Below are 26,586 nucleotides of genomic sequence, written 5' to 3' on the forward strand. Positions count from 1 at the left end.
AAAGGAGAGTTTATCGTGAAACATGTCATCTTGGGGATTGCCTGCGTTGTCATAGTCGGACAAATTGCAGGACTCATTTTATACCATATTCCCGGCAAACAGGAAAAGGCTCTGGAAAGTCATCCGGTTTTGGACAGCCAAGATAGTACGGTGACTGAGGAACAACCTTTGTTTGCCGAAGAAGTGATTGACTATTCCCTTCAACATGATAAGTTGAGTGTTACGTTTGATAAAGGTGAGAACTGGACCCCGGTTCCAGTTGAAAAAGAGTCTCTTTTTGGCGGGGAATATAACGGTAACCAACAAGAGCTCATTGAGAATAGTTATATCCTTACGAAAGAGCGGGCCGCGTTTTTATATTCGGTGGGGAATAGTTCGGAAAGCGTGCAAATTAAGATGGCATATTCTCTTGACCAAGGGAGGTCTTGGGAGGAGACCGTCGTGGCGGAGCAATATCCTCCTATGCGTTACAGAAAAGTGTCTTTTTTAAATGATCAATTTGGTTATGTGATCAGTTCGGGAGGGCGCACGATGTCGCAAGAAGTGTCGAGTGTCTTTCTAACGAACGATGGCGGGAAAAGTTGGAGAGAAGCTAACAGTTCGAATGTAACGAGATTACTGGCGGATGGCGGCTTTACAGATGAGCAGACAGGGTTTTTATCGTTTGGGATTATAAATCCCGAGCGTCCTGAGCTTCATGTGACACAAGATGGAGGGGATACTTGGGAGGAAGCGGAGATCCGTATCCCGGAGCAATATGAAAAAATCTTTGTGATCGCTGAAACCCCCTTTAAGGAAGGGAACAGCCTGGCGATGCTGGTGAATCAGGGTCCGAACGGAGATTATAAGGGGGGAAAAGTAAAAGGAAAATTCGTTTCGGATGACAACGGAAAAACGTGGGTGTTTTCGACGGAGGTACCGGCAAATGAATGAACACTTTAAAAAATTTAGCGGTTGGGCTCTGCTGCTTCTGGCTTTGGGTTTATTTTTATGGCAGGGCGGATTTTTATACTTGCATGCCAAATTTCAAGTGGAGTACAGTGATGGCCGGCTCTTTTACATGATCAATATTTTCAGCATCATCTGCCTGGGATTGGCCCTTCTTTTGTTCGTTACAGCTACAAGAAAGTGGAGGGTGGCAGGAGGCCTGATCATGGCGATAGTCATTTTAACAAACGGGCTGCTACTCGTTGCGGACGCTCGGAAAACAAATAATATAGTAAGCCTGTCACCGAACTTGAAACATGTGTTATCCATGAAAGAAGATAAGAAAACAGGTGAGACCACATACTACAGGACTTACTATTATCTTTTAGCCCGGCCAAAAGAAAGTTTCCCTTATCCAACAGCAGGAGACTTCAAGGTGAAATGGATCGCCAACGACGTTGCGGCTGTCACTTATAAAGCGGCGGATCAAACGATTCATCAATACATCGGCACACACGGGGATCGCGGCAGTGGGGGATCCTATTACTATGTAGGACCATCCATTCAAGGGCGCTGGTCCGGAGAAAATGCAGAGGTTATCAGCAATCAAGAAGGAATAACAGTGCGGCAAAACGGAGAAATGGATACCTTCAACTGGGATCAAGTTGTCCAGTTTGGAACCCTTGCGGTTGTGTTAGTGAACAATGGCGAAGCCGCTTGGACTATTTCTTTAAACGAAAATTTTGTTGTTCAATCCGATTCGTCTGTTCCGCCGATTGGAGACATCAGCCTATATAAGGCTACAATGGAGAAAAATGAGCCTGTAAAACTTACATATAAAGGTTCGGAATGAGGCCGCCATCGTTCGAAGGAGGTTGGGACATAAGCAAATACGAAACAGCAAATGGTTAAAAGCTGATTCATATTCGTAAAAATCGTAAGAATAAAACCGCGTGAAATCAAGGTTTTAGGGGTAACCACCGTAACCACCTTGATTCCATGCGGTTTATTTCATTTTTACAGGGTTTTGTCCCGACCCCTGTTTTTGTAAAAATATGACACCTGTCATACATATTCACTTACAGGTGTGAATGTTTTTGAACTCTTTTCGCAGTTACAATAACATTATCAATCCGAATAAGAAAAGAGTGAGGAAGATGGAAGAACGCATAGGAAGAATCCGTCTGCTTGATATTCTGCGGGGCTTTGCCGTCCTGGGAACGCTGGGGACGAATATATGGATTTTTGCCCATCTTGGGGATTTGAGTTATATCACGACTTATCATTTTTCCGGATGGTGGAATGCGGATGATTTCTTGCGTATGGCCGTTCTGTTTCTTGTGAATGGAAAGTTTCTGGGGCTGCTGACTATCATGTTTGGGGTGGGTCTGGAATTAAAATACAGGCAGGCACTTCGAAAGGGGAATACCTGGCCCGGCGTTTATATATGGACATCCACTTTTTTGATCATCGAAGGCCTTATTCACTTTACCCTCGTGATGGAATATGACATTTTAATGAGCTACGGTCTTACAGCAATCATTGTCGCTTTCATTGTGAAAAAGGGCGACCGTTTTATATCGAAGACGATGAAGGTGATTGGGAGCATCCATGCTGTACTTATTTTAGGTATATTGATACTGAGCCTGCTGGCAGCGAATGCGTCATTGGGCCATTTCGGGGATGTTGTTTCCCTCTATAGGGATGGGACATGGCTTCAGCAAATTCAATATCGCCTTTCTCATTTCTTGCTGTTGAGAACGGAAGCGATTTGGGTTATTCCGATGAACATATTTTTATTTTTGCTCGGTGTGCGCCTGATGCGTTCCGGTGTTTTTGCCCCGGACGAAAATGGCAGGAGAAAGCGTGACAAGTTGTTTAAACTAGGGATTTATATCGGCTTGCCATTAAATCTGTTGATTTTTGTCCCTGGCGGCGATTTTGACTTGGCTGTCCGCTATTTATTTGCTCCGTTGATGTCGCTCGGCTATATTGCGATCATTGGAAGAATGATAGAATATAAGAAATGGAATAGACTTTGGAACCTTCTTGAAAATGTCGGCAAGATGTCTTTGAGCTGTTATGTGGTGCAAAATATTTTGTCATCCATCTTATTTTACGGATGGGGTTTTGCGCTAGGCGGGAAGCTGGACTCCCTGCAAGTCATTGTTTGTTGGGGGATCATCACCTTCATTCAACTGCTTTTTGCGTCTATCTGGTTCCGGTTCTTTCATCTTGGGCCGTTGGAGATGATTCGCAAGCGTGTCACTGGAATCGCTGTATCCCGATAACACCGGAGGATTTTTATGAAAAATAAAATCTACCCAAAAGAGCAAATCAAGCATTATTTGCTGATTGATGCCGTGTCTATCATATTTTTAAGTTACATCGTTTTGAGTTCAGAGAGCGATCTTGGCATCTTGGAAAGACTCTGTTCCCTGTTCATATTTTTTATATCGTTTTATGTTGCGCTTTGGTATAGGGACTGGCGCCTTTTGGCCGCTGTCATTACCGGTATTGCCATCTTGACACTGTTAGGCGTAATTGTTGGTTCTTCCGTTTTGCTGTTTGGTTTCATTTTTGCCGACCTTTTGGGAAGAGCGCATTCAAAGTGGCACATCGGCCTTGGCATTGTTGCTATTGCACTGATGTTTCTTCTCGTTCCCTGGAAAAGTCAAGAGGCCTTTTTCACACTGAAATATCCCATACTGTTGCCGATCATGATATTGCAAATAGTTTATCCGGTTTTGATTTATATAAAAGAAAAAAATAAAAGCCTGCGGGGAGAACTGGATGCAGCCAATCAACAAATACAACATTTTATTCAACAGGAGGAGCGGCAGCGGATCGCAAGGGATCTTCACGATACCCTTGGGCATACGCTGACAATGATTAAAATGAAAAGCGAGTTGACCGACCGGTTGATCGATCAGGATCCCCGGCAGGCAAAGAAAGAGCTGAAAGACATATTGGATACGTCCAGAATAGCTCTGAAGCAGGTCAGGGAGCTTGTCTCGGATATGAAATTCATTTCCCTTGAAAGTGAATGGGGGCACTCCAGACAACTGCTGCAAACAGCAGGTATGGAACTGTTCATCACCGTAAAGGGCCGTCTCCCGCTTTTATCAAGTGTGGAAGAGACGATGCTCGCCCTCTCTGTCAGGGAAGCGGTAACCAATATTGTCAAGCACAGCAAGGCAAAGCATTGCACGGTGGAACAGGGAGCGAACAGCCAAGTCTACTATGTAAAAATAATGGATGACGGAGTGGGGTTGGTAAAAAAAGAAGGTGGAAACGGGATCCAGTCGATGAATGAGAGAATGCAAGCACTTCAAGGGTCTGCTACGGTGGAAAATAGGCCTGGCGGGGGGACGGCCGTCGTCTTAAAAATCCCCATTCGCCAAGATGGAAAGGGGAGACCTGCGTCATGATAAGAGTCGTAATAGCGGAAGACCAGCAGATGTTGCGCGGCGCCTTAACTTCCTTACTAAGGTTTGAGCCGGATATTGAAGTAGTGGCCGAAGTATCGGATGGAAAGAAAGCATGGGAAGTGATCCGGAGCCATCAGCCAGATGTGTGCGTGCTTGACATTGAAATGCCGGGGATCAGCGGATTGGAAGTTGCCGAAAAAATAAGGGATGAGCAATTGCCTTGCAAAGTCATGATTGTCACCACTTTTGCGCGTCCCGGCTATTTGCAAAAAGCAATGGATGCCCAAGTGGAGGGTTACTTGCTAAAAGATGAGCCGATTGATTTTTTGATTGAGTCCATTCGAAAGGTCATGGAAGGACAACGGATGATTAGCACCGACTTGGCTGCCGCTCTTTTTATAAGGGAGGAGAACCCGTTGAGTAAAAGAGAAGTGGAAGTGTTGCGCCTGGCGAATGAAGGCATGACGACAAACACCATCTGCAAGACACTCTTCTTGACGAAAGGGACCGTGCGGAATTATTTATCTTCGGCTATTCAGAAACTGGGAGCCGAATCGAGGCAACAGGCGGTAAAGATCGCCGAAGAAAAAGGATGGATATAAGAGAAAAAGGACCATTGGATTATTTTTTTAGGGAAGCCCTTGTTTTTCATTCCAAAACCCCACATCTATCTCTTCTCGAAAGCATTCACTTTCTCCTTGTGCGGTATAACTATTTTGTGAACGAGTTATGCCGTTTTTTGTATCATGGCTTCACCGTGGTTTGATCAACTTCCCAGTATATGGTCTTGTCAAGAAAAACCAATATGGAGACGGAAAGCCTCATGAATACTTAAGGGATGCGACTTCCCTCTGTCATCGCCAAATACGATATGCATTGCTCCCTTACCCCATCTCTATAATGAATAGAGGTGGGAATGATTGACATGGACAGAATGGACAGAGCATCTCGGAAAAACCACTTTGTTATTGGGAAGGTTTTTTGTCCATATCCTCATAAACTTTTTCAAAATCCGGTTTAGGGCCTGCTTGCCAAATGAGGGCAGCAGGCGCTTAGTTTTTCAAACGGTTTAGCTGCATTCGATTGTTAAACAACGATGGATAGGACAGGAAGCCCAGCATGGCGCCGGAAATGGCCGCGGCTGTCAGCAAAAGAAAGAGAACGAGCAACTGGAACATAACGGCCTGGAGCGGATCAGCCCCGGCGATGATCTGTCCACTCATCATACCCGGCAATTGGACGAGTCCCATCGTTTTCTGGCTTTCGATCGTGGGAATCATGCTAGCTTTGATCGAAGAAATCAATTGGGAATGGATCGCCTGCTTCGGAGTGCCGCCCAGAGATAAAATTAATTCGGCCTCGTCTTCATGAGCTTCCACTTCGGAAATGAACCTGTTTAAGAAAAGAATAGAAAGCACCATGGCGTTTCCAATCACCATCCCGCTGATCGGTATGATGTATTGTGCAGTCGGGGGCGTAATTCGCAACCCGAGCAATATCCCTTGGGTGATAAGCTCAATGAATATAATCGTGATTGTCACTTTCCACGTAATGCCTTTAATAAAGCTCCCTTTTTTCCGAACATTTTCCACTGCTGCCCCAATCATTAACATAATCATCAATATCACATAGATGGGTTGCTCCGATTCAAAAACAAACTGCAATAAATATCCGACGATCAATAGCTGAATGATTGATCGGACTGTTGCCACAATCGTATCTTTTTCAAGTCCTAATTGAAGCGTTTTGGACAATAGGAGCGGAATGAGCACGAAAATGAGTGTGAAAGCCAATGCAGTATAGCTCATGACCATCCTCCTTCCACAAAGCGCTTCACTTTTTCTGTTTGCGGAGATTCAAGCAGAGTGCTTTCTCCAGCTTCAACGAGGCGCCCGTCCATCATCACCCACGTATAATGTCCTATTGTTCTAGCCTGTTCCAAATGGTGGGTAATCCAAATCATCGTGACGCCGTATCTGCGGTTTATTTTTACAATCAATTGTTCAATCTCTTTCGAAGAAGCGGGATCGAGCGAAGCTGTAATCTCGTCCAACAGTAAAATATCCGGGCGATTGACAAGTGTCCTGGCTATCGAAACCTTTTGGCGTTGGCCGCCTGAAAGGCTTTTGCTGTCTCTATCTAAAAAAGCCTCGTCCAATCCAACGTCTTCCAAAAAAGAGGCAGCCTCTTTTTTCGGGAGGTTTTTTCCTGCCAATTTCAATGGTAAGGCCAGATTGTCATAAACTGTTCCTTTTATCATGGGCGCATTCTGAAGGGCGATCCCGGCCATTCGCCTAAGTTCAATAGGCGCATATTCATTTATATTTTTGTCATGAATAAAAATATCTCCGGAGGTGGGGGAGATCAAACCATTGCAGAGTTTCAACAGCGTTGTTTTCCCTGCTCCCGATGGACCGGCCAGCGTGGTGATTTTTCTGGCGGGAATCGAGCCGGTTATTTCTTTTAATATATCGGCATCACCGATAGAATAAGACACGCGGTGAAAATGAATGGCGGGTTTCAGCAGATGTTCTGTAGTAATTGTTCATGACACTTCCTTTCCCGACGTGAATCATGTATGAAATAATAGTACAGGAGATGCGAGTGAACCTCAAACAGGTTGTTTGCTTTTTGTTAAAATGGAGGAGCGGCACAGTTTTTTCACAATCATGTCAATTGTATTTGGCATCGTTCATGTTTAAGATAAAGAAAGAGGCTGGTGATCAATATGCAACAAATTAACCTTTTCCTTGCTTTCGGGGCGGGCTTTTTATCTTTTATTTCCCCTTGTTCCCTCCCATTATATCCGGCATTTCTTTCCTATTTAACCGGCATGTCGGTCAGTGAGTTGAAGTCGGACCGAGGGATTTTCAAAAAGAAAGCATTTATCCATACACTATTGTTCTTGCTGGGCTTTTCCATCATTTTTTTGGTGCTTGGCTTTTCTTCAACGCTGTTGGAGGATTTTTTTCTCAAGTTTAAAGATCTTATGAGGCAAGTGGGCGCGATTATACTCGTCTTTTTTGGTTTGGTACTGGCCGGTGTGCTGAACTTTAACTTCCTGAATATGGATAAGAAAATTCAATTTCAGAACAGGCCCGCAGGGTATGTGGGGTCTGTATTGATTGGACTGGCCTTTGCCGCAGGCTGGACTCCATGCACCGGGCCGATTTTAATGGGGGTCGCTACCCTTGTCGCTCAAGATCCGGGAAAAGGCCTATTCTATATGGGTGCCTATGTCCTCGGGTTTTCGATCCCATTTATTTTAATGTCTTTATTTATTGATAAAATGACATTCCTGAAAAGAAACGGACAGCGCTTTATGAAGATTGGCGGCATTTTGATGGTCATCGTAGGAATTCTTTTGTTCTTTAATTGGATGACTGTGATTATCTCCCTTTTACTCCCCCTATTTGGCGGTTTTACCGGGTTTTGAGATGCTTGGCATTTGTCACAAATTTATAATAATGAAAGTTGGTCCTGCGTTTTTGCGGGGCTTTTTCTATGTTACGATAAAAGAAAAACGAGGAGATTTTTTATGACTGCCGTTCAAAGAGACCGTCGATTTTACATTCTGCTTTTTCTGCTCTTTCTTGTTCTTGGCGTCAATACATTCTTATATCGTTCCCCCATTACACCATTGGTTCTCTCTGCGGATGCGAATTGGGTCGTTATTGGGTCACTGATTGACTTGGCTATTGTTGCTCCGCTGCTCATTTTGTTCTTAAAGCGGGGGAAAAAGATCACGGTTAAATCATTCGTGATGTGGATGGTGCTTGGGGTTGTACTTGCCCGTTTTCTCATACCAAGCGTCTATTTCGAGCCATTCACCTACTTGCCGATTGCCGCCATCGGCTTGGAAGCTGTCATCTTATTGGCTGAATTGGGCTTGGTCGTTTTGCTGGCTTGGAGGCTTCCGGGCATTATTCGTTGGATCAAAGCGCATGGCGAAAGCCCGTTGTTCCTGCTCCCCGCAGCTGTTGAAAAGCGTGTTGGCTCCCATGTGTTGCTGAGGATTGTGGCACATGAAATCATCGTGTTCTTTTATGCGTTTGCTTCATGGAAAAAACATCCCCCGAAAGGTGAATCCTATTTTACCCTTCATCAAAAATCAAGCTTGATTGCTGTTTACATTATGCTGATTCATGCGGTGGTGATTGAGACGATTGGGATTCACTGGTTGATACACGGAAAGTCGCCGGTGATTTCTGTTATCCTGCTCATTCTTAACATTTACACTGTCATTTATTTTATCGGCGAAATTCAGGCGGTACGGTTAAATCCCTTATCGGTTAAAGATAAGAAACTGTATGTTTCGTTGGGGATGGGAAAGCGGATGGTTATCCCATTTGCAGAAATGGAGAAGATCCATTGGGGAAAGGAGGCAGCCGAATTCAACCTCAAGTCCAAAGAGCTGATTACGTTTATCGCCAAGGACTTTGAGGAAGTGCCGCCCCATTGTGTGATTGAATTTAGAAAACCGCTGGAGGCATCCATGCTTTATGGATTGAAAAAAACATACACGAAAGCGGCCATTCGCCTGGATGAGCCCGAACGCTTTAAATCACTTTTTTCATAAAAAAGAGCCGTCCTCGCTCCAGTGGCGGGACGGCTTATGATAATGCCAGTGTTCTACTAGTAGCAGACTGCTCCAATAATGACCAGCAGGATAAATAGTACGACGATTAACGCGAATCCGCCACCGTATCCGAAACCTCCGTATCCAAAGCCACCACATCCGAAACCGGGATATCCAAAACCGAAGCCCAAAAGTATCACCCCTTTCTCATTGAATTAGGAATTCCTTATTCACTGCTGCTTTCATTTTCTAGTCTCTCTTCTTCCCGCGGCCTTCCCCAAAAAAATGCCCAGGGATCCCTCGGAAGCTCCTCCCTGTCCCTATGAGGCTGCTCACGGACAAAATCCACATTTTGCGCGTGAATAACCAAATTATCCACGTGAATGACTTTTTCTTTCTTTTGGTTAGACATCGCTATCCTCCTCTCCCTGTGGGTAACGGTTCTTTGTTATATTATTCAACATGGATATTTGTGTATAGGCGAAAGAGGAAACGAATAAAAAAATTACCAAAAAAATTTGCAAAAACTTTAGATGGAAAAAAATGTGGGTTTTTAAAGCACAATGTGAGTATAAAAAATACATCCAAAAACCGGCTAACCTCCGTGAAAGGGGGTTGCCGGTTTGAATAAAGTGTTTATTTTTTTACAGCATGAATGTAATGAATCGTTTCAAAGGCAGACAGGTAGTCTGTACGTTTGTCAAAATATAGTTCGTGGATTCTTTCTGGAGTTAAGTGTTCATAAATGAGTAAACCCGATTGTTCCAACATGCTCTCCATTTCAGCATAGGAAAAGCATGACCTCATTGGTTCCCCGCTTGCTGCTGCCATTTTCACCATATTTTCTACTCTGTTGGAAACTCCTTTTTCTGTAAATAGCCTTTCATCGGCAAAATCCAAAACGATGGAACTTCCGTGTGGGACATTGGCAAATAACTGGTTGATCAGATTTGCGTTTTCTTCCTTCGTTAAATAATAAGATACGCCTAAAAGACTAAAAAGAGTTTTTTGGTTACTAAACCCAGCGTCCAGCAACTTTTGAACTAAGAAGTCTTTGGTGAAGTCCATGGCAACAAAATGAAGGTTGCCGGGAATTGTGAAGCCGGCTTTAGTCAATTTTTCCTGTTTCCATGCTTGTGTGTCGGGGTGATCGACTTCGAATATGTCAAGGGTATGCTCCATCTCGGGATGGCGAAAACAGAAAGTATCCAAGCCCGCTCCGAGTATGACATACTGTTTTAGCCCCAGTTTCATTTCAGTCCCCACTACCTGTTCACAATAGGCGGCTCGTGCCAATGGTGTTGGTGAAAGTTGAACTTGTGTGATCCATTTGATGATTTCTTCTTTATTTTCCAAAGATTTTTCCGCTATTTCTTGATTAAAAAACGCTATACCCTGAACCATATTTTCTTTAATGCTATGAAACTCTTCTGTGGTAATGAGCTCTTTGGCCAAATAGTCGTTAAAAATTTTCGGTGAATCGAATTCACTGTGATAAGCTCTGCCAAAAGCCGCTATCAATGAAGTTAAACTAGACTTGCCTTCTTCCACGCAAATTCACTCCTTCAAGTTAAAACGAAAAAAAATAGGATTCCCCTGGCCAGGAGAATCCTATTCTACAACTTAAATTCATAAAAGTAAATTATAGCACAAAAAATAATTTTGTCAAGATATTAGGTGTAAGTAGTTAACGGGGGGGAAAATTCGGATTATTGAAATGAAAAGGGCATTCCAGGATGTCTTTTTTATAAAAAGCGTCAGGGAAGTCATGTAACAAAAATGTCATAAATAGATACGAAAAAATGACTTCTATATCCGAGGTTCAATGTTTGCAGTACTTGGTATCGCTTGCATGAAAAATTCACTTAAGCCTGCGAATTTCATTTTATACGTGTTCAATGGAAAAAACACCTTATTGTACAGATTTTGTAAAGTTTCACCATCCATAATCCTTTTTTGGGACAAAATTCAACGAGAACAGTAGTTCAAACTGTTTATTCGTTTTAGATCTCTCCAACGACTTGGCTTTTGACACCGATCTAGATGGGGGCACTTTAGACATCAAGCAGAAATCCTTCGTCTTTAAGGAAGCGAGAAAGCAGAGACTTGGGATTTGGTGTAAAAGCTGACCTTCTGAATGAGCTTCCGTGTTTTTCCCCCATCAAAGAGTGTAGAGATTTTCCCACTTTCTCATTTCGAAATGATGTGCCGAAGGAGGCGATTTTTTCACATGAATAGTTATGCAATCTGATTTCCTAAAAAATGTTCAAGGAAAAAATTTTTGTTAGGGGGATTATGTTGAAATGGGGAAAAAGATTGGGCATATTGCCTTGTTATTCCTGCTTCTCTCTCAAACTTTTTTAAGCGGCTTTTCCAATTCGCCTGAAATAAAGAGCGCTGAAAAGCTGGAACAAGACTTGATCTCAAAGGTGACTCTGTTTGATGAAGAAGGAAAGATGATGGATTCAAGTCATGCAGTAAACAAAGATGACGTCGTAAATATACAGTTCGACTGGTCATATACAGAAGCTGTTCAAGTAGGGGAAACTTATACGTTTGCCATTCCCCGTGAATTGAAAGTTGTGAGGGAGCAACAGGGTTCATTACTGGGAACAAATGGCGACATTGGTTCTTTTCAAGTGAAAACAGATGGAACGGTCGCTCTGACTTTTCATGACAAGGTTGAAAATCGTGAAAATGCCCAAGGAACACTTCGTATTCAGGCTGCCTTCAATCAGGAGATCTTGAAAGGAAAAGATACAGCTTCCATTGAATTTGTCATTCAAGAAATAGCTCACGTATTGAACGTATCATTTCTAGCCGATTCAGCAGAGGAGAATCATGACAAGACAAATGCTGCACCAGGCTCTGATAGAGAGCAAAAAACGGAACCCACGAGAGTGGAGAACGAGAATGAAGCGAATAGCAAATCAAACAGTAAGACGGCTGAAGCAAGCGATATAACGAGTAGCAAAGCAACCGGCCGAGCACAAATGAACGCCGGATCTACTTCAGAAATAACAGAAAGTATTTTAACATCGGTTTCCTTGAGGGATGAAGATGGAAATATCATTCATGCAGAAGAGAATCCAAATTATCGTCCAAGTCTGGGATCGGCAGTGGGAATAGAATATACATGGAAGCTTGAAAATAACCATGGGTATGGAGCCGGGTCAACTTTTACATTTCAACTTCCAGAAATATTTAAAGTATATAATGACCTCGAAAATGAACCGCTGATATTTGGTGGTATCAATATGGGAACATTTACGGTCAAAACCGACGGCACGATGACCATGGTTTTTAACGAGGAAATAAAAAAACATTCCAATATTGAAGGTTCGTTGAAGCTATGGACGGAATTCAGGGAAGACTGGAAAGGAAGCGTCGAACAAGAGATTGTGTTCCCAATAAAAGATGGGGACACCATCAGCGTTCCCGTACACTTTCAGCCAAAACCGGGTCCGGAAATTGATAAAAAGGGAATACCAAATCAAGCCTATAACACAGAATCGATTGAATGGACAGTTGATTTTAACAAACAATTAAAGAAGATACAAAATGCTGTTCTCCGTGATCCGATCCAAACAGGGCAAAGGCTGCAAGCTGATTCGATCAAAGTTTACAAACTGGATGTCCAACTGGATGGAAGTGTGGTACAAGGGGATTTGATGGACCCGGGTGAATATGCCATAGAAAAGTGCAACGGTATCAGTGAACCGTGGAAAGCCAATATCCAAAAAATCAACACATTACGATCAACAAACACAAACGATCACATGGGAAATTCTATACAACTATAATGAAAAATCGATTTCCAAAAAAGATGCCTTTTTACAAGACTTTTTCAATAAAAGTCAAGGGCTCATTTCAGATTCTTTCGAAGTTTATAAAGTAACCATTGGTGAAGATGGAAATGAGGCGGGTACAGAGAAGGTTGAAAGTTTCTCGGTAACGCCAACATCCACGGAAAATCAAAACGGTTTTGAACTTACATTTAAGGAGGATATCGATTCCGCTTATAAAATTATTTATAAAACCAAAGCGACTGACCGCGTATTCGATTGGGAGAATATTACCAATAAAGTGGTGACGGGAGAAGGTAAAGAGGGTGAAGGATCAAGAGATATTCACCAGCAAATTTTGATTAAAGCCAATTACCCAAATCATCCTGAAACAGATTACGAAAAGAAAACGACTACGTGGGGAATTTCATTCAACAATGATAGCCACCTGATGAAAAATGTAAAATTAAAGGATGTTTTTTCTAATAAGGGGCTGACGTTTCAGCCTGATACGTTGAGGATCACAAATGCTGAAAAAACGTTAGTCAAGGGTGAAGACTATCATTTAATTGAAGAAGCTGATGGCTTTACAATCGAATTTGTTCATGATATTTCAATTCCGCATTTTATCGAGTATCAAACAAAATTTGATTATGATGCGAGAGAAAATGGAAAAAAGGCTTTCCAAAATAAAGCAACAATCATTTGGCAAGATAAGGATGGAGAAGAAAAACACAAAGATGGTACGGCAGAGTTTGATCCGGATCATTATACAAAAGGCAATGGCTTTAAAAATGGGTCGTACAATGCGGTTACCAAAGAAATTACCTGGAATATCGGCCTTAACTACAATCTGAAGAAAGTCGAAAATGCTTTGGTGACTGATTATATCCTGGGTAACCAGAAATTGGCGAAAGACTCCATTGAAGTCTATGAGATGAAGCTGAATGGTTCGGCAAACGGAGTTGAAAAAGGCGCCCAGCTGACTCTTGGTGAGGATTTTACCATTGAAAATGTTGAAGATAAAAACGGAAATCCAGGGTTTAAAATTAACTTCAATGGAGATATTGATACACCGTACTGGATTACATATAAAACAAGTCTTCAAGATCAACTGATCCAAAAGGAATATAATAACACCGCGAAGCTTTTCAACGGTGATAAGGAAATTACCAGTCTTGATGCGAAAGTATCTGTCGCTCATGGGGGGGAATATACACATAAATCGGGAGCTCAAAATGGAAAGGTGATTGACTGGAAAGTCAATATCAACTTTGGGCAATCGAAAGTTTCAGATGCAACATTAACCGATGATCCAAGTCCTAATCAAATCTTGCTGGAAAATTCATTCCATTTATACGGCACTAAAATTGCTGAAAATGGCACGGTGACAAAGGATCCCGAAAATGAACTGAAGCGAGGGGAAGATTACACCCTTGACATTAAAACAGATGATGAAGGCAAGCAAACCTTTGAAATAAAATTCCTCAACGACATTGATAAAGCCTATATTTTGGAATATCAGTCATACATCAATGCTCGAAATGGAGATGAAATAACCAATAAAACTTCATTTGACGGTAAGCAGATCACTACTGAAGTAACGGATTCTGAAGAAAAAATCGTCGTAAAAATAACCGGCGGTTCTGGAAGCGGCAGTGGCGAAACGGGCAGCCTGGAAGTGACGAAAGTGGATGCTTCCACAGGAGACGCGCTAAAAGGAGCGACGTTCACTTTATATGACAACGAAGGAAACATTGCCATTCGCACGCTGACAACTGGTGAAGACGGCAAAGCGGTATTCAAGAACTTGCTGTACAACGATTATATTTTAAAAGAAGACAAAGCGCCGGATGGATATGTTGTCGGCATCCAGGACAGCAAAACCGTCAAGATCGACTCCAAAGAGAACAACCAAATAACGGTGAAAAACAAGAAGATCGTTCATGCCGTTGAATTAATGAAAATAGATCAAGAAACGAAAGAAACGTTAGCCGGTGCGGTATTTGAACTCCAGCGCAAGGTCGGAGACAAATATCAAAAAGTGGCAGAACTAACAACCGATGAAAAAGGGGTCATTTTTAAAGAGGAGCTTGAACCAGGAGATTATCAATTTATTGAAATAAAAGCTCCATCAGGTTATCAACTCAACCCTGAACCCATTTCATTCAAAATAGATGAAAAGCAAACAGAAATTGTCAGGAAAACAGCAGAAAATCAAATCGTTTTAGGAGCGGTTGAATTAACAAAGGTAGATCAAGACGATCCAGAAACTGTATTATCAGGTGCCATATTTCAACTTCGGGATGAGAGAGGCAATATTCTCCAAGAAGGTTTAACAACAGATAAAAATGGCAAACTCATTGTAAAAGATTTACGGCCGGGTCCATATCAATTTGTTGAAATGAAAGCACCCGAACATTACGGCCTGGATTCTTCACCAATTCCATTCGAAATTAAAAAAGGACAACAAGAAGCGTTACAAGTAACAGTAGATAACGAATTGATACCAGGTTCAGTCGAGTTAATCAAGGTTGATCATGATAACAAGGAGATGACACTGGCTGGTGCAGAGTTCGAGTTACAAGGTGCGGCGGGTAAGGTGCTGCAAACGGGCTTAACAACGAATGAGGATGGAAAGCTCATCGTTAAAGATTTGAAACCGGGCAAGTATCAATTTGTTGAAACGAAAGCACCTAAAGATTATGCGCTTGATTCCAGGCCACTGCCGTTTGAAATTGAGAAAGGCCAAAAAGAAATCCTTCTCGTGACAGTTGAAAATGAATTGGCACCAGGAGCTGTCGAATTGACGAAAGTGGATAAAGACAACAAAGAACTACCTTTATCCGGTGCGGAATTTACGTTGCAGACGGCAGATGGAATAGATCTTCAGGCAGGGTTAAAAACGGATCAGGATGGAAAACTGATCGTGAAAGGATTAAAACCGGGCAAATACCAGCTTGTTGAAACGAAAGCGCCCGAACATTATCTCTTGAATTCTACTCCACTTGCATTTGAGATTGTCAGAGGCCAAAAAGAAATGCTCAAAATCACGGCATATAACGAACTGATACCAGGCTCTGTAGAATTGATAAAAGTGGATAAAGATCGCAAAGACTTGTCATTATCCGGTGCGGAATTCAAGTTGCAGACGGCAGAAGGAACGGACCTCCAAGAAGGCTTGACTACGAATGCCGAAGGCAAGCTCGTTGTACAAAACTTGAAACCAGGCAAGTACCAATTCATTGAAACAAAAGCGCCTGACTTTTATCAACTTACAGCAAAGCCAATACCATTTGAAATCGGCAAAAGCCCAAAAGAAACATTGAAGGTAACGGCTGAAAATGAATTCATCCGCGGTAAAGTGGAATTAACGAAGGTTGATAAAGACAACAAGAACGCACCATTACATGGGGTAGAATTTGCATTGCAAGATGCTAGCGGCAAAACCCTTCAAGAAGGCTTAACAACAGACAAAGACGGAAAAGTCGTCATAGAAGACTTAAAGCCGGGCAACTATCAATTTGTCGAAACAAAACCGCTATTTGGCTATAAATCAAACAACACGCCAATCACATTTACAATTGCCAAAAGTAAAACGGAAGCAGATGTAGAATGGATTAAACTGACAGCAGAAAATGAATTGGTGCCAGGATCAGTGGAATTGACAAAGGTGGATGGCGACAATAACAAGGCCCCATTGGCCGACGCGGAGTTTGAGCTTCAAGATGCCAACGGCAAAACGCTTCAAGAAGGCTTGATGACAAATGAAAGTGGCAAGCTGATCGTAAGCAATTTAAAACCGGGCAAGTACCAGTTTGTGGAAACGAAAGCGCCTTTTGGCTATCATTTGGACCCGACCCCAATCGCATTCACGATTGAAAAAGGCCAAACAGAGGCAGTAAACGTAATTGCGCAAAATGCTCTTGCGACAGGCTCAGTCCAATTGCTCAAAGTTGATAAAGACAATGACGAGTTAACTTTGGAAGGCGCGGAGTTTGAGCTTCAAGATGCCAATGGCAAAACGCTTCAGTCCGGCCTATCGACAAACAAGGAAGGCATAATTGCCGTCAAAGATTTAAAACCGGGCAAGTACCAGTTTGTGGAAACGAAAGCGCCTTTTGGCTATCATTTGGACCCGACCCCAATCGCATTCACGATTGAAAAAGGCCAAACAGAGGCAGTAAAAGTAATTGTGCAAAATGCTCTTGCGACAGGCTCAGTCCAATTGCTCAAAGTTGATAAAGACAATGACGAGTTAACTTTGGAAGGCGCGGAGTTTGAGCTTCAAGATGCCAATGGCAAAACGCTTCAAGAAGGCTTGATGACAAATGAAAGTGGCAAGCTGATCGTAAGCAATTTAAAACCGGGACAATACCAACTTGTAGAAACAAAAGCACCCGAACATTACAAACTCGATGCTTCACCGCTCGTCTTTGAAATTGAGAAAGGACAAAAAGAGGTATTGCGCCTCACAGCGGTCAACGAGTTAACTCCAGGTGCAGTGGAGTTAACTAAGATCGATAAAGATGATCAGGCATTGACGCTGCCTGGAGCAGAATTTGAGTTGCAGGATAAAGCAGGTCGTACACTTCAAGCAGGTTTAACAACAGATAAACAAGGAAAAATCATAGTCGACAGCTTGAAACCTGGTGATTATCAGTTTGTTGAAACGGAAGCACCTAAAGGCTATCAAAAACGAACGGAACCAGTACCATTTACAATTGAAAAAGGTCAGGAAGAGCGATTAAAGATCCAAGTAACGAATACGAAAGTTCCGGTTGATATAGGAGAGCAAAACGATTCTGATACTCCAGTCCGACCAGATAAACCAAACAACCCAATACAGCATCCAGAAAAACAAAATAGCGGGACGAAGCTCCCAAATACTGCTACAACCATATTCCAATATGCAGCAGCAGGACTGATTCTTCTACTAGTTGGCATTACTCTCACTAGATTTAGAAGAAATCGCCAAGAATAAACTGAAGTGCTTCCATATGCTAGTATAGTATATGGAAGCCATTACTTCTATTTGCCACTTCATACGGTAAGACACACCTCGACATTCTTCATGAAAGTTTCCCAAGTATATAAACATTTATTTTAAGAAATGAACTATACAATTTATGGTATAATAACTGTACATTTACTATTTCAATTTCAAGATGAAGATATAAATTTCCCAACTTCCTGTTGTTCATCAACATCAAAAAAGGTGCATTGCAACATCATTGATCTTCGTTGGCTTGAGCTTTTTTAGATATAGCGGCTTTTACCTTTGAAGTTCATCATATCCTTTAGCTCGGGTGGAAAAACTAGTTTTATACAATGAATGTCTTCCTTTCAAAGCACATTTGGAGATAAAACCGAAGTGTTTCGAGTTGCCCAAAGAATTGTAGAAAGTGGAGGACGCTGTTTCTAGTTAAAGGTTAGGGGCGGTGAAGGAAGGGCAAATGGTTTGGTCAGGACATCGGGATACGATTTTTCACTGGCCTGGAACATTCTAAACGAGTGACGGACTTCAAGTAAAAATGCTCAGCGGTGAATGTACATGTATGATCAAAAACAAAACGGAATTTTCTCCTTGCGGATGGTCATGCTTTTAATTGAAAAATATTGTAGGTGCAATTTGTTATCCATGCTTGATATGTAGAAGAAGCTTATGCCAAACCAGTGGAATCATTACCCGGCTTTCTTACTTAATTTACATTAAAAAGGTGGCTGTAATGTTGAGAGTTATTCTAGTTGATGACGAAGCCTTAGCTCTTGAGCACATGGAACATTTACTCGTGAAAATATCTGGTGTTGAAATAGTTGGAAAATTCCAAAATCCATTCCGGGCACTGGAGGCCTCGCTAAGAGAACGCCCTGATGTTATTTTTCTCGATATAGATATGCCGGAAATAAACGGAATTGAAATAGCGGAACAGATTCAAAGCTCTTATCCTGAAATATTAGTCGTATTCGTGACAGCTTATGATGAATATGCTGTAAAAGCCTTTGAAATCAATGCCATGGATTATGTTATCAAGCCTGTTCAGAGGACGCGGCTTGTTGAAACCGTTCGCCGATTAAAGAAAAGGGTTCCTTCACAAGCAGTTTCATCCGATGGTTCAGGTATCGTTTGCTGTTTTCAAACTTTACAATTTAAGAGATCAATGTGGGATTCTGAATTTGTTGACGTGTACTGGAGAACATCCAAGGCCCGGGAATTGTTTTCTTTTTTAATCCAGCATCGCGGGCGTCCAGTACGTAAAGATATTTTGCTAGATATGCTTTGGCCCGAGGTTGACGATAAAAAAGGTTATGCGCAACTGTACGCCGCTATTTATCAAATTCGTCGAACATTAAGCGCTATTCAAATGAATATTACGATTTCCAGTCTCGATCATAGCTACGTGCTGGAATTAAATGAAGTCAAGCTTGACGTAGATGAGTGGCAGAATGGAATGGCTGCATTAACTTCTGGAAGCGATGAAAATGTTGTCAAGCACCAAAACTTAATGACATTATATCGAGGGGACTATTTGGCCGAAGAAGGTTATTTGTGGGCGGAGAGCGAGCGGGAAAGGTTAAGGATTTTATGGCTTCACTACATCAATATGATGACGGATCACTTCGTTTCTAATGGTAAGTACACGGAAGCGATTTTACTTTATCGGCGTGTACAAGTATTACATCCATATGTGGATAGCAGCTATTTCATGCTGATGAAGCTGTATGATTTACTCGGGGATCATCACTCAGTTGAACAACAATACAAACATTTACGGAACATGCTAAAAGAAGAATATGACATGAAACCCAAACCTACAATTGAAAAGTGGTATGAGAAATGGAAATCAGAAATGAATAGACATAAAAACGGAGATGGAAACAATGAATGCCGCAGTCTTTAATGGCATTCATTGTTTATTTTTCGTTGTGCAATAGCGGGCGATCACCTCATCTTCCGTTGCGGATGTGAGCAGGCTTACAAGTGTAAAAGATCATTTGAGAGGCGGGGAGTTTGGCAGGAGAAGGCCAAATCTTGTATGAAGAAAAGACATATTTTACTTATGCTGGGCTTACTTTTGATCGTTTTATCAAGTTCGCGGATTTTTTGGATGGAATTATTTCGGGATCAAAAGCAGCGGCCAGTTGAAAATGGGCAATTAGATTTGCGTAATTGGGATGCAGAGGACGGTGAAGTTCTTTTATTGGATGGTGATTGGGAGTTTTATCCATCTAGCTTGTTGATGGACGAAGAGCGGCAACCGGGAATGGGCAATGCGACGCCACAGCTTATTCAAGTTCCGGGTAAATGGAATGAAGTATTGCACTCGCCGTATGGATTTGCCACCTATCGATTGCGTGTTCTTGTCAATCCGAAAAAAAAGGATCTGAATTATAGCATCCGTGTACCAAGTGTACGCAGTTCTTCGGAAGTATATGTGAATGGGCGTCTGCTGGCCAAATCCGGGAAAGTGGCAAAACATCAAGAGGAATATATCGCGAAAAATTTACCCTATTCCACTACTTTTACAGCGGATGATAAGGGCGTCATAGAAATCGTCATTCAAGCCGCAAATTATGCGGATATACGAGGCAGCGGCATCATTCGCTCGATTAAGTTCGGTACGGAAGAAGCCATTGCCAAGGAAATGAAACTATCTTCCTCCATGCAGCTTTTGACTGCGATAATGTTCTTGATACATTCTGTCTATTCTCTTATTTTGTTTTTTCTGGGAAATCGGGAAAAGAAGCTATTATTCTTTTCTTTACTTACACTTTGTGTGGCATTGGGAAATTTATTCAGTAATGATGAGAAACTGTTTCACCAAGTTTTTTACATAGGGTATGAATGGGATTTTCGCTTGGCGAATGCAGCTGTACTCATCGGATGTTATGCGTTGCTTGAATGTACCGATCATCGGTTACTTCCGTATTGGCGCAAGATTTATCGCATTTATACTGTCAGCACCTTGGGCATTGCCGGTATAACGTTGTTGTTAACCCCAACCCAAGTGATAATGATCTTCCCGGTTTATTTTGTATTGGTGGGAGTTGCAGTCGTGATCACGGGGATTGCCATCATGCAAAAGTTCATCAAGGATATCAAAGCTAATCTGTTGCTGCTTTTTTCACTTACTGCTCTCATCCACCATTTTATTTGGGCAATCGGCTGGCGGGAAAATGGTATTAGTGTTGCCCACTATCCGTTTGATCTGTTTATTTCGATCGCCTGTTTTGCGTCTGTATGGTTTAAGGATTATTTTAAAATGCACGCCGACACAAGGGAGCTTGCCGCTGCATTACAAAGGATGAATGATCATAAGGATCAATTTTTGGCAAACACTTCACATGAATTTAAAAATCCGCTCCATGGCATTTTAAACATGTCACAAACTGTCTTAAAAAGGGAACGGGATATGCTGCAGGAAAGAAGTGTGAAAGAACTCGAAACGATTTTATCTGTCGGGCGGCGGATGACACTCATATTAAATGATTTGCTGGATGTAATGAGTCTTCAGGAAGGCAATCCGCGGCTGCGGAAAAAAGTCATCGCCATTCAGCCCATCATCACAGGGGTGCTGGATATGCTCCACTTTATGGTAGAGTTCAAGCCCGTGAAGATTGTGAATCAAATTCCAGAAGATTTCCCTCCCGTATATGCGGATGAAAATCGGGTCGTTCAAATTGCATTCAACTTGCTTCATAATGCGGTCAAATATACGAATGAAGGTCAAATTACCATTCGGGGCTTTGTAAAAGAAGGAAGAGGTTTTATCGTGATTGCGGATACCGGGGTCGGAATGGATAGAGCCATGCTAAAGCGTTTGTTTAATCCTTATGAGCAAGCAAATTCCGGTAAGACGATGATTGAAGGCGGCTTTGGGCTGGGATTAAGTATAAGCAGACAATTGGTCGAACTTCATGGAGGAGAACTGGAAGTGTCTTCTGCCTTGGGAGAAGGCTCCACATTTACATTTTCTCTAAAATTAGCCAGTGTAAAAGAGAAGGAAGCGGGTAATGTATCCGGATCATTTGAACAGTCCGTCCCGATTCAGGAAAAAACTTCGCTTGATTGGACCAAGCTCGACATCTCGCCTGTTGTCAAGCGACCTCCATTAGGGGACACTGCGCTTGATCGTCCGGTCATCTTAATAGTGGATGATGATCCAGTAAACCTCCAAGTGCTTGAAGCCATTTTACCTCCGGAAGAATACGAGGTGACGATGGTTACGAGCGGAAAAGAAGCGCTGGCCATATTGGGCGAGAAAGAGTGGGATTTGGTCATATCGGACGTCATGATGCCCCAAATGTCAGGGTATGAGTTAACTCAGATTATCCGCAAGCGGTTTTCTCTTACCGAGCTTCCCATTTTACTGCTTACGGCGAGAAGCCGGGCAGAGGATATACAAAGTGGATTTTTGGCTGGTGCAAACGACTATGTAACAAAGCCGGTTGAAGCGCTGGAAATAAGATCACGGATTGAGGCATTGGCGATGATTAAACAAGTTGTGCGGGAACAGTTGCAATTGGAATCCGCCTGGCTGCAGGCACAAATTCAGCCTCACTTTTTATTTAACACGTTAAACGCGGTAACAGCGTTAAGTGAAATTGATTTGGATAAAATGCGTGATTTGCTTGATCATTTTAGCCATTATTTAAGAAATAAATTTCAATTTCAACATATGGATGCGCTGATTCCAGTTGAAGAGGAGTTAAGCATCGTGCGCTCTTATTTGTACATTGAACAGGTGCGTTTTCAAGACAGGCTGCAAGTTGTTTGGGAAATAGACGAATATAATGACTTGAAAATCCCATTCCTGACGATCCAGCCTTTAGTAGAAAATGCGATCAGGCATGGCATTATGAAACGGATCAGTGGCGGGAAAATAATGATTCGGATTTCCCAAAACGAAAAGCAGGTGGACATATCCGTTGAAGATGATGGGGTCGGAATGGAAGATGATAAATTGCGGCAAATAATGGATAGAAAGAAAAGCGGCCAGTCGGGAGTCGGTCTAATTAATACCGACATGCGCTTAAAGCGCCATTTTGGAAGGGGACTGCATATTCAAAGCACCCCCGGTTTGGGGACAAAGGTTTCTTTTACAGTGAGTAACCAACACTTGCAAACATCAACGGATATTCATCAAGAGTCGTAATCTTTTTTTGCCTCAAAAAAGTGGAGAAAAACGATGATTCGTTTTCTCCACCTTTTATTGAAGCATTACCTTGATGCGAAAAATTCCTTCGCTTTTTCCAAATAAACTTGGTCTTCCGGAAGTAATTCTTCTTCGTGATAAATGGCTTCCACGGGACAAACGGCTTGGCATGCGCCGCAGTCGATGCAAATATCGGGATCAATGTAAAACATTTTTTCCCCTTCTTCTATACAGTCGACCGGACAAACGTCTACGCATTCGCCGAATTTTTCACCTTCGCAAGGAGCTGTAATGACATATGACATTCGATAACCCACCCTTTATTTAATGTATATGAAATAGTTCGCAGCTTGTGCGGTTCAAACGGTAGAGAAAATGAAACTACTGCTAATATAGCAAACATGAGGCTTGTTTTCAATGAATCGGGCCGAATTACCAATAAGTAGGAGCATTTTTTCAGCAAATTTTAACAGATTGGTTGCATATGGAACATGAATGTATTAAGATTGGAATATGAACATATGATCATATAAAAGGTGAGTGTGTTATAAATGGAACGTAAAAATGATAACCATGATGAGCATGATGAACTTGATGAAGAAACATTATTTATTGTTTCCCAAACATTCAAGGCATTGGGAGATCCGACTCGAATTCGGATTTTGCATTTGTTGTCGGAAGGGGAACGTTCAGTAAACCAAATCGCTGAGGCGCTTCATCTTCAACAGTCAACAGTTTCCCATCAGCTTCGATTTTTAAAAAATTTGCGGCTCGTTAAATATCGCAGAGAAGGCACGAGCATGTATTATTCACATGATGATGAACATGTTGTAAAAATACTTGAACAGACGATTGACCACGCAAGGCATTAATGAGGGAGGTTATATGCATGGCTGAATATCGCCTTAAAGGTCTTTCCTGCGCAAATTGCGCCAGGGAGATGGAAGAGGAAATTCAAAAGTTGGATCATGGTGACAATGCTAAAATAATGTTCAATTCTAGTAAATTAGTCGTTTCCGATGAAGTCGCCTTGCATAAAGTGGAAAAAATATTGGCAAGCGACGGCGCTTCCATTGTCCGTGAATCAAGTGACAGCACACATGACGACCATGATCACGGAAGTGGGCGCAAGCTACTCTATTTTATAGGTCTTTCAGCGGTTTTATTTGCGCTTGCCATTGCCCTGGAAAATATGATTCCGACTGTTGCTGCGGCCGGTATTTACGTCGCTGCTGCAGCCATCAGCGGCTATAAAACGTTTATAAAAGGCCTCAAAAACCTGGTAGCGTTCAAATTTAACATTGATACGCTTATGACAATTGCCCTCATTGGGGCTTTTGGAATCGGTGAATGGAAAGAGGGTACGCTTGTTGCGATCCTTTTTGGCATCAATGAATACTTGGAAGGCCTGGGAATGGAAAAGGCGCGCAAATCAATGGAAACACTGTTAAAGGTGGCTCCGAAAGAAGCAATACTGCTTTCCGGAAAAGAAGAAAGAGTAATCCCGATCGCCGATTTGCAAGCCGGAGATGTGGTTCTTGTGAAATCCGGTGAAAAAATTCCTTCCGACGGTGTTGTATCAGAAGGAAGAAGTTCCGTGAACGAAGCAGCCATTACGGGGGAAGCGATGCCTGTTGAAAAAACACCCGGCGAAACCGTATATGGCGGAAGCATTAATAACGAAGGTGTTTTGAAAGTTACCATTACAAAGCCTTACGAAGATTCCTCCCTTGCCAAAATATTGCATCTTGTTGAAGAGGCGCAGGAAACGAAAACACCAACGGAACAGTTTATTAACAAGTTCGCGAAATATTACACTCCGCTTATTATGGTGATCGCCCTTATTGTGATGATTGTTCCCCCGCTTTTCGTAGGAGATTGGGGAAGTTATTTTTACCAAGGCTTGGCAGTCCTCATTGTCGGTTGCCCGTGCGCGCTGATCATTTCTTCCCCCATTGCCATTATTTCCGGTATTACCCGGAATGCCCGAAACGGGATTTTGATCAAAGGCGGCGTGTTTTTGGAGCAGCTTGGGCATGTCGACGCCGTTGCATTTGATAAAACCGGTACGTTGACAAAAGGGGAACCCCATGTAGAAGAAATGATCGCCTATACGAATATTAAGGAATTGTTAAGAATCGCCGGATCAATTGAAAAGTCTTCCTCCCACCCGCTTGCAAAAGCTATAATGGAGAAGGTGGAACAACAATCTATTCCACTCGAAGAACCGACTGATTTAAAAACGATTGCCGGCCAGGGAGTTGAAGCGAACATTTCCGGACAGACATACAGACTGGGGAACGAAGCGAGCATACCATTTGACGAAATTCCACCGCAAGTTCAAAGCGATCTGGAGCAATTAAAAGACGACGGGTACACAATTGTCGTTGTTTCAGATCACGAGCAAGTTTTGGGCTTGTTTGGGATTGCTGATGAAATTCGCCCTGAAAGTAAAGAAGTTGTCGCTGAATTATACGACGCAGGGGTTAAAAATGCCGTTATGTTGACAGGCGACCATGATAAAACGGCGAAAAAGGTAGCTTCCGCCGTTGGACTGAGCCATTATTACGCTAATCTTTTGCCCCATATGAAAGTGGAAAAAATGAAAGAGCTGATCAAAAAAGGAAAAACAGCCATGGTTGGAGACGGAATTAATGATGCTCCGGCACTGGCCGTTGCCGATCTCGGGATCGCGATGGGGAAAGGAACGGACAGCGCCATTGAAACAGCGGACATTGTCCTCATGCAGGACCATCTTGGAAAATTGCCGGGAGCCATAAAAATCGCCAAGCGAGTAAATACTATTATTAAAATAAATATTTCTCTCGCGTTAGGCTTGAAAATAATAGCTCTATTATTAACCATTCCGGGATTGTTGACGCTTTGGATCGCCATTCTTTCAGACATGGGGGCGACCATCCTTGTAACGTTAATCAGCTTGACCGTATTGATTGACAAAAACAAAGCCGGCACGCAAAAGTAAGGAGGTTAAAACCATTGGAACGGGTACTTGTCGTGGATGATGAACCATCCATCGTCACACTTCTTCAATATAACTTGGAAAAAGCGGGATATTCCGTCACAACAGCTGGAAATGGCGAAATCGGTTTGCAAAAAGCAATGCAGGAAAGGCCTGATCTCATTGTTCTTGACTTAATGCTTCCTGGAATCGATGGCATGGATATTTGCAAGAAGCTTCGTCAGGAAAAAATCAATACGCCTATTTTAATGTTGACGGCCCGTGACGATGAATTTGATAAAGTGTTGGGACTGGAATTGGGCGCTGACGATTATTTAACGAAACCTTTCAGCCCGCGCGAAGTCGTTGCGCGGGTCAAGGCGATATTACGCCGATCAAAAATGGTCGAAGAACCGAATATTGTCGTGGAGCAAAAAGGTGAACCGATGTACAAAATTGGAGAGCTGGCCGTTTTTCCAGAAAGATATGAAGCGCTTCTGCGGGAAGAAAAACTTGAGCTTACTCCAAAAGAGTTCGAACTGCTGGCGTATCTTGCCGCAAATGAAGGGAAAGTGCTAAATCGCACGCAGCTGTTGGATGCCGTCTGGAATTACGACTTTGTCGGTGATTCGCGGATTGTCGACGTGCATATTAGTAACTTACGTGAAAAGATTGAATTAGATACACGTAAGCCGCAATATATCAAAACGGTCCGAGGCTTTGGCTATAAGTTGGAGAGACCATAGCA

At 42.4% G+C, this 26,586-nt stretch carries 20 protein-coding genes; 14 read left to right on the forward strand and 6 right to left on the reverse strand.

Annotated elements, in window-relative coordinates:
- Positions 1-15: 15 nt before the first annotated feature.
- The 5 genes from MHB50_RS02425 to MHB50_RS02445 all read left to right on the forward strand — a co-directional run bounded on the left by MHB50_RS02425 (position 16) and on the right by MHB50_RS02445 (position 4,960).
- Positions 16-933, forward strand: coding sequence for an oxidoreductase (locus tag MHB50_RS02425; protein WP_340084808.1), 918 nt, complete (start codon positions 16-18; stop codon positions 931-933).
- Positions 926-1,780: a hypothetical protein gene (locus tag MHB50_RS02430; RefSeq protein ID WP_340084809.1), complete on the forward strand. Its 855-nt coding sequence runs from the start codon at positions 926-928 to the stop codon at positions 1,778-1,780. Before MHB50_RS02425 ends, MHB50_RS02430 begins: the two co-directional genes overlap by 8 nt.
- Before the next feature lie 304 nt (positions 1,781-2,084).
- A complete protein-coding gene (locus tag MHB50_RS02435; protein ID WP_205178703.1) occupies positions 2,085-3,218 on the forward strand; it encodes a DUF418 domain-containing protein in 1,134 nt (377 codons plus the stop codon).
- A gap of 15 nt (positions 3,219-3,233) precedes the next feature.
- Positions 3,234-4,358, forward strand: coding sequence for a sensor histidine kinase (locus MHB50_RS02440; protein WP_340084810.1), 1,125 nt, complete (start codon positions 3,234-3,236; stop codon positions 4,356-4,358).
- Positions 4,355-4,960: a response regulator transcription factor gene (locus MHB50_RS02445; RefSeq protein WP_340084811.1), complete on the forward strand. Its 606-nt coding sequence runs from the start codon at positions 4,355-4,357 to the stop codon at positions 4,958-4,960. The genes MHB50_RS02440 and MHB50_RS02445 overlap by 4 nt, the downstream gene beginning before the upstream one ends.
- 450 nt (positions 4,961-5,410) lie before the next feature.
- Here MHB50_RS02445 and fetB read toward each other — a convergent pair whose 3' ends face one another.
- Both fetB and MHB50_RS02455 read right to left on the reverse strand, forming a co-directional pair.
- Positions 5,411-6,166 carry an iron export ABC transporter permease subunit FetB gene (gene fetB / locus MHB50_RS02450; RefSeq protein ID WP_077112913.1) on the reverse strand — a complete coding sequence of 252 codons (756 nt, stop codon included), beginning with the start codon at positions 6,164-6,166 and terminating at the stop codon, positions 5,411-5,413.
- On the reverse strand, positions 6,163-6,855 hold the full coding sequence (locus tag MHB50_RS02455; protein ID WP_253191903.1) for a phosphate ABC transporter ATP-binding protein: 693 nt from the start codon (positions 6,853-6,855) through the stop codon (positions 6,163-6,165). Before MHB50_RS02455 ends, fetB begins: the two co-directional genes overlap by 4 nt.
- A 231-nt stretch (positions 6,856-7,086) precedes the next feature.
- On the opposite strand from MHB50_RS02455, the gene MHB50_RS02460 reads away from it, so the two are divergent.
- Both MHB50_RS02460 and MHB50_RS02465 read left to right on the forward strand, forming a co-directional pair.
- The gene (locus tag MHB50_RS02460) at positions 7,087-7,794 is read left to right on the forward strand and encodes a cytochrome c biogenesis protein CcdA (protein WP_340084812.1); all 708 of its coding nucleotides are present in this window, start codon (positions 7,087-7,089) and stop codon (positions 7,792-7,794) included.
- Between the two features lie 102 nt (positions 7,795-7,896).
- Positions 7,897-8,937 (forward strand): beta-carotene 15,15'-monooxygenase, encoded by a 1,041-nt coding sequence (locus MHB50_RS02465; RefSeq protein ID WP_340084813.1) that lies wholly within the window; start codon positions 7,897-7,899, stop codon positions 8,935-8,937.
- 56 nt (positions 8,938-8,993) lie between these two features.
- Here MHB50_RS02465 and MHB50_RS02470 read toward each other — a convergent pair whose 3' ends face one another.
- The 3 genes from MHB50_RS02470 to MHB50_RS02480 form a co-directional block, all read right to left on the reverse strand.
- Complete coding sequence (locus MHB50_RS02470; protein WP_077112909.1) at positions 8,994-9,128, reverse strand: YjcZ family sporulation protein; 135 nt, start codon at positions 9,126-9,128, stop codon at positions 8,994-8,996.
- A 35-nt stretch (positions 9,129-9,163) separates the two neighbouring features.
- Positions 9,164-9,349, reverse strand: a complete 186-nt coding sequence (locus MHB50_RS02475; RefSeq protein ID WP_077112908.1) for a hypothetical protein — start codon at positions 9,347-9,349, stop codon at positions 9,164-9,166.
- A 224-nt stretch (positions 9,350-9,573) separates the two neighbouring features.
- Positions 9,574-10,488 (reverse strand): class I SAM-dependent methyltransferase, encoded by a 915-nt coding sequence (locus MHB50_RS02480; protein WP_077112906.1) that lies wholly within the window; start codon positions 10,486-10,488, stop codon positions 9,574-9,576.
- 752 nt (positions 10,489-11,240) lie between these two features.
- Between MHB50_RS02480 and MHB50_RS02485 the strand changes: the two genes are divergently transcribed.
- The 4 genes from MHB50_RS02485 to MHB50_RS02500 all read left to right on the forward strand — a co-directional run bounded on the left by MHB50_RS02485 (position 11,241) and on the right by MHB50_RS02500 (position 22,879).
- Positions 11,241-12,740 (forward strand): Ig-like domain-containing protein, encoded by a 1,500-nt coding sequence (locus MHB50_RS02485; RefSeq protein WP_340084814.1) that lies wholly within the window; start codon positions 11,241-11,243, stop codon positions 12,738-12,740.
- The gene (locus MHB50_RS02490) at positions 12,652-17,706 is read left to right on the forward strand and encodes a SpaA isopeptide-forming pilin-related protein (RefSeq protein WP_340084815.1); all 5,055 of its coding nucleotides are present in this window, start codon (positions 12,652-12,654) and stop codon (positions 17,704-17,706) included. The genes MHB50_RS02485 and MHB50_RS02490 overlap by 89 nt, the downstream gene beginning before the upstream one ends.
- A gap of 745 nt (positions 17,707-18,451) precedes the next feature.
- Positions 18,452-19,624, forward strand: coding sequence for a response regulator (locus MHB50_RS02495; protein ID WP_339161653.1), 1,173 nt, complete (start codon positions 18,452-18,454; stop codon positions 19,622-19,624).
- Positions 19,625-19,759: 135 nt separating this feature from the next.
- Complete coding sequence (locus MHB50_RS02500; RefSeq protein ID WP_340084816.1) at positions 19,760-22,879, forward strand: ATP-binding protein; 3,120 nt, start codon at positions 19,760-19,762, stop codon at positions 22,877-22,879.
- A 65-nt stretch (positions 22,880-22,944) separates the two neighbouring features.
- Here the strand turns inward: MHB50_RS02500 and MHB50_RS02505 are convergent, their stop codons facing one another.
- The gene (locus MHB50_RS02505; protein WP_171973952.1) at positions 22,945-23,184 is read right to left on the reverse strand and encodes a 4Fe-4S binding protein; all 240 of its coding nucleotides are present in this window, start codon (positions 23,182-23,184) and stop codon (positions 22,945-22,947) included.
- 246 nt (positions 23,185-23,430) lie between these two features.
- Here MHB50_RS02505 and MHB50_RS02510 point away from each other — a divergent pair, with 246 nt between their 5' ends.
- From MHB50_RS02510 to MHB50_RS02520, 3 genes are read left to right on the forward strand one after another with little or no spacing between them, the layout of a single operon-like run.
- On the forward strand, positions 23,431-23,751 hold the full coding sequence (locus tag MHB50_RS02510; RefSeq protein ID WP_077112902.1) for a metalloregulator ArsR/SmtB family transcription factor: 321 nt from the start codon (positions 23,431-23,433) through the stop codon (positions 23,749-23,751).
- Positions 23,752-23,768: 17 nt separating this feature from the next.
- Positions 23,769-25,862 (forward strand): heavy metal translocating P-type ATPase, encoded by a 2,094-nt coding sequence (locus MHB50_RS02515; protein ID WP_340084817.1) that lies wholly within the window; start codon positions 23,769-23,771, stop codon positions 25,860-25,862.
- Positions 25,863-25,876: 14 nt separating this feature from the next.
- Positions 25,877-26,584: a response regulator transcription factor gene (locus tag MHB50_RS02520; protein WP_077112900.1), complete on the forward strand. Its 708-nt coding sequence runs from the start codon at positions 25,877-25,879 to the stop codon at positions 26,582-26,584.
- Positions 26,585-26,586 lie beyond the last annotated feature (2 nt).

The organism is Siminovitchia sp. FSL H7-0308 (genome assembly GCF_037980985.1).
Classification (GTDB): Bacteria; Bacillota; Bacilli; order Bacillales; family Bacillaceae_C; genus Siminovitchia; species Siminovitchia thermophila.

What these genes read in the sequence shown, in the direction of transcription:
- MHB50_RS02430 (WP_340084809.1), top strand. Translation starts at nt 926, where the DNA reads ATGAATGAACACTTTAAAAAATTTAGCGGTTGGGCTCTGCTGCTTCTG.
- MHB50_RS02435 (WP_205178703.1), top strand. Translation starts at nt 2,085, where the DNA reads ATGGAAGAACGCATAGGAAGAATCCGTCTGCTTGATATTCTGCGGGGC.
- MHB50_RS02440 (WP_340084810.1), top strand. Translation starts at nt 3,234, where the DNA reads ATGAAAAATAAAATCTACCCAAAAGAGCAAATCAAGCATTATTTGCTG.
- MHB50_RS02445 (WP_340084811.1), top strand. Translation starts at nt 4,355, where the DNA reads ATGATAAGAGTCGTAATAGCGGAAGACCAGCAGATGTTGCGCGGCGCC.
- fetB (WP_077112913.1), bottom strand. Translation starts at nt 6,166, where the DNA reads ATGAGCTATACTGCATTGGCTTTCACACTCATTTTCGTGCTCATTCCG.
- MHB50_RS02460 (WP_340084812.1), top strand. Translation starts at nt 7,087, where the DNA reads ATGCAACAAATTAACCTTTTCCTTGCTTTCGGGGCGGGCTTTTTATCT.
- MHB50_RS02465 (WP_340084813.1), top strand. Translation starts at nt 7,897, where the DNA reads ATGACTGCCGTTCAAAGAGACCGTCGATTTTACATTCTGCTTTTTCTG.
- MHB50_RS02475 (WP_077112908.1), bottom strand. Translation starts at nt 9,349, where the DNA reads ATGTCTAACCAAAAGAAAGAAAAAGTCATTCACGTGGATAATTTGGTT.
- MHB50_RS02485 (WP_340084814.1), top strand. Translation starts at nt 11,241, where the DNA reads ATGGGGAAAAAGATTGGGCATATTGCCTTGTTATTCCTGCTTCTCTCT.
- MHB50_RS02495 (WP_339161653.1), top strand. Translation starts at nt 18,452, where the DNA reads ATGTTGAGAGTTATTCTAGTTGATGACGAAGCCTTAGCTCTTGAGCAC.
- MHB50_RS02500 (WP_340084816.1), top strand. Translation starts at nt 19,760, where the DNA reads ATGAAGAAAAGACATATTTTACTTATGCTGGGCTTACTTTTGATCGTT.
- MHB50_RS02505 (WP_171973952.1), bottom strand. Translation starts at nt 23,184, where the DNA reads ATGTCATATGTCATTACAGCTCCTTGCGAAGGTGAAAAATTCGGCGAA.
- MHB50_RS02510 (WP_077112902.1), top strand. Translation starts at nt 23,431, where the DNA reads ATGGAACGTAAAAATGATAACCATGATGAGCATGATGAACTTGATGAA.
- MHB50_RS02515 (WP_340084817.1), top strand. Translation starts at nt 23,769, where the DNA reads ATGGCTGAATATCGCCTTAAAGGTCTTTCCTGCGCAAATTGCGCCAGG.